The organism is Bacillus sp. S2(2024), assembly GCF_050474045.1.
GTDB lineage: Bacteria > Bacillota > Bacilli > Bacillales > Bacillaceae_G > Bacillus_A > Bacillus_A yunxiaonensis.
The window spans coordinates 4,782,734-4,794,627 of the sequence record NZ_JBFLUS010000003.1 but is presented as its reverse complement, the minus strand read 5'-3'; the positions used below and the strand labels follow the sequence as shown (position 1 = coordinate 4,794,627).

The 11,894-nt window shown below is 34.5% G+C and carries 10 protein-coding genes, 2 pseudogenes and 1 riboswitch; of the genes and pseudogenes, 3 read left to right on the top strand and 9 right to left on the bottom strand.

Annotated features, from left to right (window positions below; all coding sequences use genetic code 11):
* Positions 1-60 precede the first annotated feature (60 nt).
* Positions 61-167, bottom strand: a riboswitch (SAM riboswitch).
* A 195-nt stretch (positions 168-362) separates the two neighbouring features.
* A complete protein-coding gene (locus tag AB1284_RS24410) occupies positions 363-920 on the top strand; it encodes a cysteine hydrolase family protein (RefSeq protein ID WP_429752686.1) in 558 nt (185 codons plus the stop codon).
* Between the two features lie 611 nt (positions 921-1,531).
* On the opposite strand, the gene AB1284_RS24405 is transcribed toward AB1284_RS24410, so the two are convergent.
* Positions 1,532-2,077: a hypothetical protein gene (locus AB1284_RS24405; RefSeq protein WP_429752687.1), complete on the bottom strand. Its 546-nt coding sequence runs from the start codon at positions 2,075-2,077 to the stop codon at positions 1,532-1,534.
* Positions 2,078-2,081: 4 nt separating this feature from the next.
* The gene (locus AB1284_RS24400) at positions 2,082-2,681 is read right to left on the bottom strand and encodes a TetR/AcrR family transcriptional regulator (RefSeq protein WP_429752688.1); all 600 of its coding nucleotides are present in this window, start codon (positions 2,679-2,681) and stop codon (positions 2,082-2,084) included.
* A 191-nt stretch (positions 2,682-2,872) separates the two neighbouring features.
* On the opposite strand from AB1284_RS24400, the pseudogene AB1284_RS24395 reads away from it, so the two are divergent.
* Positions 2,873-4,307: pseudogene (locus tag AB1284_RS24395) on the top strand (IS4 family transposase).
* A 135-nt stretch (positions 4,308-4,442) separates the two neighbouring features.
* Here AB1284_RS24395 and AB1284_RS24390 read toward each other — a convergent pair.
* From AB1284_RS24390 to AB1284_RS24360, 7 genes are read right to left on the bottom strand one after another with little or no spacing between them, the layout of a single operon-like run.
* Positions 4,443-5,441, bottom strand: a complete 999-nt coding sequence (locus AB1284_RS24390) for a histidinol phosphate phosphatase domain-containing protein (protein ID WP_429752689.1) — start codon at positions 5,439-5,441, stop codon at positions 4,443-4,445.
* Positions 5,431-6,234, bottom strand: a complete 804-nt coding sequence (locus tag AB1284_RS24385; protein WP_429752690.1) for a DeoR/GlpR family DNA-binding transcription regulator — start codon at positions 6,232-6,234, stop codon at positions 5,431-5,433. The genes AB1284_RS24390 and AB1284_RS24385 overlap by 11 nt, the downstream gene beginning before the upstream one ends.
* A complete protein-coding gene (locus AB1284_RS24380) occupies positions 6,231-7,229 on the bottom strand; it encodes an ABC transporter ATP-binding protein (RefSeq protein WP_429752692.1) in 999 nt (332 codons plus the stop codon). The genes AB1284_RS24385 and AB1284_RS24380 overlap by 4 nt, the downstream gene beginning before the upstream one ends.
* 1 nt (position 7,230) lies before the next feature.
* Positions 7,231-8,010, bottom strand: coding sequence for an ABC transporter permease (locus AB1284_RS24375; RefSeq protein WP_429752693.1), 780 nt, complete (start codon positions 8,008-8,010; stop codon positions 7,231-7,233).
* On the bottom strand, positions 8,007-8,852 hold the full coding sequence (locus AB1284_RS24370; protein ID WP_429752694.1) for an ABC transporter permease: 846 nt from the start codon (positions 8,850-8,852) through the stop codon (positions 8,007-8,009). Before AB1284_RS24370 ends, AB1284_RS24375 begins: the two co-directional genes overlap by 4 nt.
* A 36-nt stretch (positions 8,853-8,888) precedes the next feature.
* The gene (locus AB1284_RS24365) at positions 8,889-9,722 is read right to left on the bottom strand and encodes an alkaline phosphatase family protein (protein WP_429752695.1); all 834 of its coding nucleotides are present in this window, start codon (positions 9,720-9,722) and stop codon (positions 8,889-8,891) included.
* Positions 9,712-10,809 (bottom strand): ABC transporter substrate-binding protein, encoded by a 1,098-nt coding sequence (locus AB1284_RS24360; RefSeq protein ID WP_429752696.1) that lies wholly within the window; start codon positions 10,807-10,809, stop codon positions 9,712-9,714. Before AB1284_RS24360 ends, AB1284_RS24365 begins: the two co-directional genes overlap by 11 nt.
* Positions 10,810-11,170: 361 nt before the next feature.
* Here AB1284_RS24360 and AB1284_RS24355 point away from each other — a divergent pair.
* Positions 11,171-11,583: pseudogene (locus AB1284_RS24355) on the top strand (PH domain-containing protein).
* The last annotated feature ends 311 nt before the right edge of the window (positions 11,584-11,894 follow it).

The window sequence follows — 11,894 nt, the reverse complement described above, 5'->3', positions numbered from 1 at the left end:
TGCCCTTCTTCTTATCCAATTTCATAAGAAGAAGAGCATTTGAATATACAGGCTCACATCTTCTTATCTTCCAAGCTTCAAAGAGCTTGCTGGAATTAGCACGGTATTCAAAAGAATCCGTTGCTGAGGTATCATAGGGCCAGTCCCTCCACCTCTCTGGATAAGAATTCATATCGATTTAGTTGTCATTTAATTAATTTTTATTATAAAACTCTGAAAAGTAAGAGTCAACGGAAATATCAAACTTTTCAGTTTTAATTTATTGTAAATTTCTCTATCTCACATTTTTCTACAAGGAAAACTCTCTAAAATAATGGAATAATTAAACGAACACAAAATCAAAACTGGAGGCTGTAACTGAAATGAAAACTGCTCTTTTACTCGTTGATATCCAAAACGATTATTTTCCAAACGGAAAGATGGAACTGCGAAATGCTAGCGAAGCAAGTGAATATGCAAAACGCATACTTCAACATTTCCGTGAAACAAATCAGCCTATTTTTCATATCCAGCATGTTTCCATACGCGAAAATGCAACATTTTTCCTTCCAAATACAGAAGGCATACACATTCATGAGAATGTTCGTCCTTTGCTGCAAGAAACAGTCATATTGAAACATTATCCAAATAGTTTTCGAGAAACTTCTCTATTCCAAGAATTACAAGATTTACAGATCGAACAAGTTGTTATATGCGGCATGATGACTCATATGTGCATTGATGCTACAGTACGAGCTGCCTTTGATTTTGGCTTTACATGTACATTGATACATGATGCATGTGCAACGAAAGACTTAATCTTTAAAAATGTTTCTATTCCAGCTGTATATATTCACAATACAATTCTAGCTTCCTTAAACGAAGTATACGCTGAGATAATCAGTACAGAAGAATTTTTAAAGCGCGAAAAATCCCTTTAGACTTAACGAGGATATTAAAAAAACCTGCTTCGACACAAAAAGAAAATAATTATCCATCATACATGGTTAATTGGGACAAACACCCTTTCAAATTACAATATAAATTCGTATTCTAGCACATGTTTAATTCCTATAACTCTACATTCTTATCAAGATGCATAAAAAGAAACACCGCCTTCAGCGAGCAAACTGAAAGCGGTGTCTTCTTGTCTAATCATAGATTTTCCTTCAAATTGTATTATACAGGAAATATGTGAAATTTATACAGAGAAATACTACAAAATATAATATATTTTCTACAAATATAACGTATTTTTAATAAAAATGTTAAAAACTAAGCAGATTCAATATATATTCACTCTTTTTATGGTAATTCCTAATGAAAATAGTTTTAGACTACAGGTACTAAGTAAAGTCCCATGGTCCGTCAATACGAAGATAAAACCTTTTTCATGTTTCTTATCCCATGTCCATCAACTTAAGAATATTCACTATCCTAAAAAATAAAAAACGTTATTCTTTCTAAACAAGCTAGATTATTAGAAAGGATAACGTTTTTTATTAAGTTGCTGGGTATAGAATACATACTTTCACAATTCGTGTTAGTTAAATTAATGTTTTATCCGTTGTTTAATTTCTTTAAAACGAGCATGTATAAATTTCTTGATATCCAGGTGATCCTTATATAAGGTAACGGTATACATTATGGAAGATGCAAGGATAGTAGACCATATTAACCAATCTCCAGCATGAGAAAGAACTTTAATTATTTCATTCGTAAATTGTTCATGTCCTGCATGAAATCTCGATATGAGAGAGTTAAGGTCGAATAGCAATAAAATAACAATTCTTCCCAAAATCATAATAATCCATCCGATAATATAGGTATAGCCTCCAACACTACATAATTGATTGTTATGATGAAAGACTTTCACCCTCTTAGCTTGCCAATAACCAACTATCGCTCCTAAGATAAGCAAGCTAATTAATTCAATTGTAATTATAAGGTCCAATCTATTTGGAAGACCAATATAAGTTCTGATTATAGCCATGATTGGTATACCAAGAAGATCGAAGCTATCTACTCTCTTAGGGATAAGCTGCCTAATGATCAATACAATAACGACTACAAGAATAATAATGAAAACTTTATTCATGCGATTAATCCCTCTTTTTTTCTTTTAAATAATACTCAATAAGTTGATTTACTTTTTCTTCTGAATATGATTCTGGTGTTTGAAGGACATGAATTACTAGTCCATCGATAAATCCGTACAGTATCTCCAATTCAAAATCTCTATTATAGCCCGGTGTGACGTATCCTAGATCCTTCATTAAATCTAGAATTATCCCCATAAGATACCTCGTATGGTCATCCATTTTCTTCCGAAGTTCAAGAAGCTCTGGGGAACTAAAGGATATACCCAGAAATATAGTCCAAACCTTCCCTTCCAACATTTCTTCTTTATTAGTAGGAATAATAAATTTCATTAATCTTCTAAGTGCTTCTTCTTTTGTTCCCTTAAAATCACTTGTACGAGTTTTTGCCCGTTCTTCCATTCGATTCAATACTAAATTCATTGCATAATGAATTAATTCATTTTTAGACGAAAAATGATGCTGAACAAGTCCAACCGAAATGTTTGCTTCATCAGCGATTTGCTGTATGGAAGCTTTATCGATACCTTTTTCTAATATTACACGCCAAGTAGCAGTGGCTATCTGATTTTTCCTTTGGATTTGATCAACTATTTTAGGCATTCATATCCTCCTCTTTTTTTATAATATGATTATATTATAAAAAAGGTACCTAAAACAATATGAACATATTTCTTTAGATATAGTAGGGGTCACTATACATGCCCATCAACTCAGGAAATTTTAATACCCTCAAATACCAAAAAACGTTATCCTTTCTAAACAAGCTAAATTAGAAAGGATGACGTTTTCTTATGAATCTCTCGATTCAAGATGAACTACTACCATTTGCTGAAGAATTACAACGATATGTTACACCTGTATTCTTAGAAGAACTTGCAAGAGAAATCGGATTTATAAAGCGAAAACGTAAGTTTTCTGGATCAGACTTAGCTACTATTTGTATTTGGATCAGTCAACGGGTCGCAAGCGATCCCTTAGTCCGATTATGTAGTAGGCTTCATGCTGCGACAGGTACTTTACTCAGCCCTGAGGGCTTAAATAAACGCTTAAATACAAAAGCAGTTTTGTTTTTACAACATATTTTTTCTTTACTGTTACAACAAAAAATATGTGAACAAACACCGATTTCTAACCAACTCTTCTCTTATTTTGAGCGAATCCGTATCCTAGATGCCACCGTATTTCAAGTGTCAAATGCTTTAGAAAATGTATATCCAGGGTCTGGAGGATGTGCCCAAACAGCTGGAATCAAAATTCAATTAGAATATGATCTGCACAGTGGGGAATTTCTTAACTTTCAAGTAGGACCGGGAAAAAATAATGACAAAACATTTGGTACGAAATGCTTAGATACCTTACGACCAGGAGATTTATGTATTCGTGATTTGGGTTATTTTTCATTGGAAGATTTAGATCAAATGGATCAACGAGGCACATACTATATTTCTCGTTTAAAATTAAATACAAATGTATATGTGAAAAATCCAAACCCAGAATACTTTAAAAATGGTACCATTAAGAAACAATCGGAATACATACAAATTGATGTGAAACAGCTTTTAAACCAACTACAGCCCGGAGAAACATTTGAATTAAAACATGCTTATATTGGTGATAAACAACAACTTTTTACACGCGTTATTTTTAATCGATTAACAGAAAAACAACTTCAAAAACGACGAACGAAGATCGCAGAAAAAAAAATCACAAAATAGAACGTACTCAGAGAAAAGTAAACTGGTAGCGGGATTAAACGTCTACGTGACGAATATACCTTGGGAATGGGTTCCGATGGAACAGGTACATGAATTATATACTTTGCGTTGGCAAATAGAGATTGTTTTTAAAACGTGGAAATCACTCTTCAAAATAGACCATTATCGCAATGTAAAACAGGAGCGATTAGAGTGCCAATTATATGGAAAGCTAATCGCTATTTTCCTGTGCTCCTCTACTATGTTTAAAATGCGTCAACTTCTTTTGAAGAAGAAGAAAAGAGAATTAAGCGAATATAAAGCGATTGGAATGGTTCAAGATTATTTACATCTGTTGTATCAAGCTATACAACAAAACACTCAAGAAATAACAAAGGTTCTCATCCGCCTGTTTCACCTCCTACAAAAGAATGGACGGAAATCTCACAGATATGAGAAGAAAACAATCTTTGATATTATGGGTGTTGTCTATGAATATAGTGGATTGAAAAAACAAAAGAAAGTTGCATAATTTTTAAAAATGACATCTAATTAGGTTTATTTGGTATGCCCATTTTTAAGGATAAATAGTGTTTTAAGAATTTTTTAGTTTATTTGAACGAAAGTTCATTTAGTTTCCGTTCTTAAGTTGATGGGCATGTGTTTCTTATCCTAAAGGCCTCATAATTCTTTTCCGTTGTTCAAATGTAGCAATTTCCCTTATTCCTTTTCCCAAAAGCATTTCCGTATTTTTCTCTACATATGCTCCTAAATCATCGGGAAAATGAGAATCTGAAGATGTCGTAAATGCTACTCCTTCTTGAACTAAAATATCTAAAAAGGTTGGACTTGGACACATTTCTTTCACAGGATAACGATAATATAATCCGGCATTAATCTCAGTTGCTGTATTTGTTTCGATTAACGCTCTCGCAATTTCTTTATAATGCCAAAGGAGAAGATTCTCGTCCGGCCGGAATTTAAAAACTTTTAAATTATCAAGGTGAGCAACAAAATCAAATAGCTCACTTCGAATTGCCTTTTCTACTACATGAAAGAAGTCCTTATATAATTCTACTAAATTATAATGATAAAAATGCTCTTGAGTATCAGGGTTATCAAATCCCCATCCATATATATAATGAACAGAACCAATTACATAATCCCAATCGTATGCTCCAAGCAGTTCTTTCAGTTCTTTCTCTCCGCCAGGAAAATAATCTGCCTCCATTCCAAGGCGCAGCTTTACTCCTTCTTTTTCCCAGGTTACTTTTGCATCTGTAATAGCTTGTACAAATTCGTCCATAGATTGTGTCATAACTTGATCTAGCCATAATCGTTGTTTTCTTCCAATTTCCGTATCACTCAAGTCCAAATACCGTTCAAAGTACGAACGTGTTTCTTTAAAACGATATAAATGGTCTACAATTCCAACTTCGCTTAACCCTTTTCTCTTTGCTTCTTGTAAATATAAATCGAGCCATGATGCATCATATGCACCTTTTTGAAGACGATGTCCCAATCGTTCCATGCTTTTATTCAACCACTCTAGGGTATGATACTTCTCTTCAATTGGACTAAAATGATTTAAAGCAATATTTGTACGATTAAGCCAGCGCAATGAATAAGGCCCTTCTTCTAAATGTAAATGATAATCAACTTTCATACCGCTCTCCACCTTCTGCTATAATCCATTGTAGCATCGTATCTAACTGGTTTTTTTTCCATGTCTGCGGCATATCTTGATCACAAATGATATAATCAACGGCCGCCAATGGACAAATACGATAAAATGATTTTGTAGCCACCTTAGAAGAATCAGCCAATACAAATATTTGGCTCGCTTGCTTTACCGCTGCAGCAGAAACAATAGCCTCTTCCAAATCATAGTCACTCACATCTGTCTGTGTAATTCCTCCGCACGAAAGAAATACTTTATCAAATTGAAACTCCTGTAGAATTTTACATGTTAAAGCACCGGTAATTGATTTTTGCTCAGGGTTTAATACTCCCCCAAGAATAATAACCTTCCCATCGAAACATTTCTCTTCTAATCGTTGATTTAAAATATCGGCTACCGCTAATGAGTTTGTAACGATAGTAACTCGCTGTACATCTTGTATGAAATGAGCTAAATGGATGGTTGTTGTTCCTATATCAATCATTACAGTATCTCCATCTTGAATAAACTGTGCAGCCTTTTTTCCGATTTCCTGTTTCAAATCGTAAAATACATTCATTTTCTGATTAAAATGAGGTTCATTATTTGTTTGATGATAGTTAACCGCACCGCCATGTACTCTTTTCAGTTTTTTCTCTTTCTCTAAAATATCTAAGTCTCTTCTAATTGTTTCCGGTGTTACTCCTAAACTTTTAGCAAGAGAAGCGACAATAATCTTTTTTTCTCGTTCTAACTGATCTAAAATACATTGGTGACGCTCGAGTAATGATAAATTCATATCAGTGGAATCACATCCTCTTTACTAATGTATAATTTTTTCAGTTCATTTTCTTGTAAAATCTCTCTAGTGCTATGAAGATGCTCAGCTGTTATCGTTACATTGTTAGAACATAATTCGTAGCGTGTGACATTTCCAAGCATCATAACCTTATGAATTTCCCCAGAAATCGTATAGGTATTTGATTGGCATTCAGGGCTAAACACTTCCGGACGTATAGCATATAAGTCATGTGTAAACTCTTCTCCTATTAACAACTTCATTTCATCTCTCGTTAATACATTATAATTTCCGATAAATCTAGCCACAAATTCATTGGTAGGATGAGTATAAATTTCATGCGGTGTACCACTTTGGGCAATATGTCCTGCATTTAAAATGTAAATTTTATCACTAACAGCCATTGCCTCTTCTTGATCATGCGTAACTAGTACAGTCGTCATATTTAATTCCTGTTGAATAGATTTCAACAACTTCTGTAAGTTTTTACGAATTTGTGCATCTAATGCGCTCAACGGTTCGTCTAAAAGCAACACTTTCGGTTCTGTTACAAGAGAACGAGCTAATGCAACCCTTTGTTGTTGTCCGCCAGATAATTCCCTTGGATAAGATTTCTCTTTTCCTTGTAAGCTAACAAGAGTAATCATACGAGATACTTTTTGGCGAATCGTCTCTTTGTCCATTTTTTTCATCTTTAACCCGAACGCTACATTTTCTTCTACAGTCATATTTGGAAATAATGCATATGCTTGAAATACCATCCCTACTTGGCGGTCTTTCGGTTTTGCATTTGTCACATCTTTTCCGTCAATTTGAATTGTACCGCTGTCCATTTCTGTTAACCCTGCTAAAGTGCGAAGCAATGTACTTTTCCCGCAACCGCTTGGCCCTAATAACGTTACAAATTCACCCTCTTTAAAAGAAAGAGAGATATCGTGCAGAACTGTTTGATTATGAAAGGACTTCGTAAGGTTTTCTATTGTGACATAACTCATATTACACTGCCTCCTTTTTGATACGTGTCATTTTTACAAGAATTATCGAAAGAATACACATTAAAAAGAAATAGCAAACTACAATAGCACTCGCAATGTGCCCACTTTTGCTTAAATTTTGATACAAATATGTTTGAATCGTTTCGAAACGTCCTCCGACAAGCAAGTTAATTAATACAAATTCGCCAAATAACATAGAAAATGACAAGAGAGACGATACTAAAAGCCCCGATAAAATGTTAGGTACGATGATTTTCATAAATGCTGTAAAACGACTCGCTCCCAACATTTCTGCTGCTTCCATCAATGATTTTGCATGTATTGTCCGTAAACTATTTCGTGTTCCTTGATACATATAAGGAAGAATTGTAACAAAGTAAGCTCCAACAACTACTAATACCATCGAAATTCCGCTGCTTGAATAAGAACGGATTAAACCTACACCAATAATGACACCGGGCATTGCATACGTCATGATAATAAGCGCTTGTACAAACTTTTCTAATCTAGGTGCATATACAACAATTGAAAATATTGCAGGCACCATAATGACAATCGCTAATACAGTAGATCCTAACGATAACAGTAAAGATCGCCCAAAAGCTTCTATAAAACGCATATCACTAAATAAGTCGCTGTACCACTGCAATGTCAGCCCTTCTGGCAATATCGTTCTATTCCAATTTGTCGCAAAAGAATATAAAATTGTTGCAAGCAACGGAATAAACAAATACAAAAAAACGATTCCTATTGTAACGTAATGATTAAACGGTCGTTTCAAGATAAATCCCTCCGAATTTTACGAGTTAACCATTCATTAATTAACATCGCTACTACCAGCACTAAACCTAAAAGCACCGCTAATGCACTGCCTAATTCAGGACGGGCGAATATATCTCCTGACACTAAAGCTCCTACTCGAATTGTCACAAGGTTATACGTACTTCCAGTTAGTGCATAAGCCGAAGCATATGCTCCCATTGCATTGGCGAACAAAATGCTAAATGTCCCCGCAATACTTGGCAATATAACCGGCAAACCAATTTTTAGCCAGAATTGATAAGAAGATGCCCCAAGTAATGCAGCTGCTTCTTTCCATTGTTTTTGAATTCCTGCATAAATTGGGTAAAGAAGCATGATTCCTAACGGTAATTGAAAATAGATATAAATTAATACAAGTCCTGACCAAGAATATAAGTGGAAGGAGCTTAACGTATTCCATCCCAATTGTTGAAACAATAACATAAACAATCCACTATTCCCTAATAAAACAATGAAAGCGAAAGCTAAAGGTACACCTGCAAAGTTAGATGTTAAGTTCGCAAAAATTAAAATTCGATCTTGTATTTTTTTAGGAAAAAGAGTAATTGAGTACGTAGCAAACACAGAAATTACAATCGCAATGAAACTCGAAACAATCGAAATCAAAATACTGTTTTTGAATGCTTGATGATAATAAGAATTCTTAAATACTTCTATATAGTTAGAAACGGTGAAACCATTTCCTCCTGTTTGTTGAGAGCTTCCATAAATCATAGAAATAAGGGGAACAACTAAAAATAGCACAATCAATAAAAAAAACGGAATAAGACTTGCTATAAGCATTCCATTAATACGTTTCAAAATTAAAACTCCTCTCTTAAAAGAAAAGGCGTCTTCTTAAATGAAAGACGCCTTTTTTACACCAGGAATAACTAAACTTTGCATAAGGTGTGACGGCTGAATTCCAAGTAAATTACAAACTAAAGGAGCAATTTGTAATTGAGGAATTTCTTCCTCATATATTCCTGTTGTCACTTTATCACTTAGGATAAACAACGGAACATCACGATCAGCTGTTGTTGTTCCCCCATGATTACCGTCATTATTCATTCCATGATCTGCAGTAATAATTACTTGATATCCAGCTTCCATCCAAGCCGGTAAGATATTTGCTAAAATAACATCTACAGCAATAATCCGATTACGATATCCAGCTGAATCTGCTGTAAATCTATGTCCGTCATCATCTACATTCATAGAGTGTACATATAAGAAATCTGGTTGATATGTTCGCATTAAATAATTAGCATCCGCAAACAAATGTGTATCTGGATAATGATCTTCCCAATAGAAAATGCCTTTTTCAATCGGGCGAGAATCGTCCAGTTGAATGCGATCCGTTTCAGGATGAAACGGCGCTTTATTATATAGCTCACTTACCCAGTAATACGAAGCAGTTGCATTTGTTAAACCATGTTTTTTCGTTAAATGAAACAAACTTTCCTTATTTGATAAACGAACTACATTATTTGTTGTAATACCATTTTCATAAGCTGGAGTTCCTGTCAACAATACCTCATATAAAGGACGAGACATCGATGGCAATTCTGATTTCACTTTATATCTTGCTGCTTTTCCCTTTTCAACAAGGTGATGCAAGTATCCCATTTGCATCACCGCAGTGTCGTAACGCAAACCATCAATCATAATAAATACAAGTTTATTTGACATACGTTAGCACCTTCTCTTGCCATAATTGCGGTAATTGTTTTGTTACATCTTCCCAAGCTTTTTCATCTGCTACGTGTCGTACATTTTTGTACATTGTATCTGGCAGAAGCTTTGCCTTTACGTCTGCAGGAAGCTTCACATTTTCACGAATTGGACGAGCATAGCCACTAGCTAAATTGGTTTGTCCTTTATCTGATAAAATCTGCTCACGTGCTAACATAGCCGAGTATGGATGTTTTGTATACTTATTGATAATCGTAGCATAACCAGACATAACGGACGTTTCTTCTGGAATAACTACGTCAAAACGATTTGGGTCAATTTTATCGCGATATCCTAGTGCATTAAAATCCCAAACGATTGCAACATCAACTTCACCCTTTTCTAAAGCAGCTAAGTTAGGCTCAGCTGTACCTAAACGTCCTTGTTTTGCTAATTTTTGAAAGAAATCAATACCTGGCTCGATATTCTTTTCATCCCCACCATTTGCATAAGCTGCAGCTAATACACCAAATTGTGCTTGATTTGCTTTTTGCACATCACCCATCGTTACCTTGTAATCTCCTTTTTCAAGATCTTTCCATGATTTTGGTGGATTTTTCACTTTATTTTTATCTGTAATGAAAGCGAGCGTTCCTGTATAACCTACTACCCAATGGCCATCCTTATCTTTCGCCCATTCCGGTATATCATTCCAATAGGATGTTTTATACGGTAATGTTAATCCTTTTTCTTTTGCTAATGGACCAAAAGCAATACCAACATCACCAATATCCCCTGTTGCATCATTCTTTTCCGATTCAAACTTCGCTAATTCTTCAGCGCTCGACATATCGGTATCTGTATGTTTGAGGCCGTACTCTTTATTCAAGTCATCCCAAGTCCCTTTCCAGTTTGCCCATGCATCAGGCATCCCTACTGAATTGACCTCTCCCTCTTTTTTCGCCTTGTCTACAATTTCTTGAAGTGAAAGCTTATTATAATCAATTGCTTTTGCCTCTTTTTCTTCTTTACTTGAACATCCTGCAAACATAGAAACTGCTAATGCACCCGCTGTTACGATCTTCCAAATCGATTTTTTGTTCATATAAAGGTCAGTCTCCCTTTTTGTTTTATTGTTTGTTTGCTTTTGTTTACACTTCAAATAATAATAAACAAATATGAAGCAAAAATGAAAAAGTTGTAAACGTTTAGTTTTTTAATCGTTAAGAAATTGTAAATTCATAAAATTATTTGTACCTTTTAAAGTTTGAATGTAACGATTCAAAGGTGTCGTACTACTATACCTTGAACGCCATTTGAATAAATTTGAATTTTTCGGTATTTTAGAACATAGAAACGACAAAGTATCTATAACTAAACTGATTGTAGAAATTTATATATTGCCAATTCATGAAACTTATAAGTCAGTAAGAGTATATAGCTATTAGAGACAGGAGAAGATGTAATTGTATTTTCCATCCAAAAAAGATGTATGGTTATATCCCATTTATTTTGGCTGTATAATTGCTTGTTTTGCCCCATTATTTGTAAGAAGAGACTACGAGGTTCTTTTTTTCACAATCCCTTTTGCAATCTTGTTAGTTTGGGGTTGGTTTACAACAGGATATAAAGTAAATAACGAACTACTAATCATCCAAAATGGTCCGTTAAAAAAGAGAATTTCAATAAAAGATATAAAAAAATTACACAAACAAAAAAACCATTAGCATCTCCCGCACTTTCAATTGACAGGCTTGAAATAATTTATGGCTCTGATTTTGGAATGGCACTTGTGTCTCCAAAGGATAAACAAAAATTTGCATCTTTGTTGAAAAGCATAAATCCAAAAATTGAGGTGGAAAGCAAGTTATATCAATGAACTTTTGGAGTGATGTTGAGAATCACTCTATTTTTATCCCGCATTAACGGGCAGTAAGACCCCCACTCCAAGATTCAGAGAAAGCGAAGAAGATGGGCGGGGGATAACTGCCCGTTAAAGCCCGATTGGTTCAACTAATCATCAGTGGGGGATGAAGCCCCCACCACTGATGGAAGTTTCACTTTATCCCGCACTAACAATACCATTATTTAACTCATATTCTATTTAGCTAACATATCTGTTCATTGCAACTTTCAAAATAACACAATCAAAAAAGACCTTCCCACTAAGGGAAGGTCTTTCCTATACTT

What these genes read in the sequence shown, in the direction of transcription:
- AB1284_RS24365 (WP_429752695.1), bottom strand. Translation starts at nt 9,722, where the DNA reads ATGTCAAATAAACTTGTATTTATTATGATTGATGGTTTGCGTTACGAC.
- AB1284_RS24405 (WP_429752687.1), bottom strand. Translation starts at nt 2,077, where the DNA reads ATGAATAAAGTTTTCATTATTATTCTTGTAGTCGTTATTGTATTGATC.
- AB1284_RS24410 (WP_429752686.1), top strand. Translation starts at nt 363, where the DNA reads ATGAAAACTGCTCTTTTACTCGTTGATATCCAAAACGATTATTTTCCA.
- AB1284_RS24400 (WP_429752688.1), bottom strand. Translation starts at nt 2,681, where the DNA reads ATGCCTAAAATAGTTGATCAAATCCAAAGGAAAAATCAGATAGCCACT.
- AB1284_RS24380 (WP_429752692.1), bottom strand. Translation starts at nt 7,229, where the DNA reads ATGAGTTATGTCACAATAGAAAACCTTACGAAGTCCTTTCATAATCAA.
- AB1284_RS24360 (WP_429752696.1), bottom strand. Translation starts at nt 10,809, where the DNA reads ATGAACAAAAAATCGATTTGGAAGATCGTAACAGCGGGTGCATTAGCA.
- AB1284_RS24385 (WP_429752690.1), bottom strand. Translation starts at nt 6,234, where the DNA reads ATGAATTTATCATTACTCGAGCGTCACCAATGTATTTTAGATCAGTTA.
- AB1284_RS24390 (WP_429752689.1), bottom strand. Translation starts at nt 5,441, where the DNA reads ATGAAAGTTGATTATCATTTACATTTAGAAGAAGGGCCTTATTCATTG.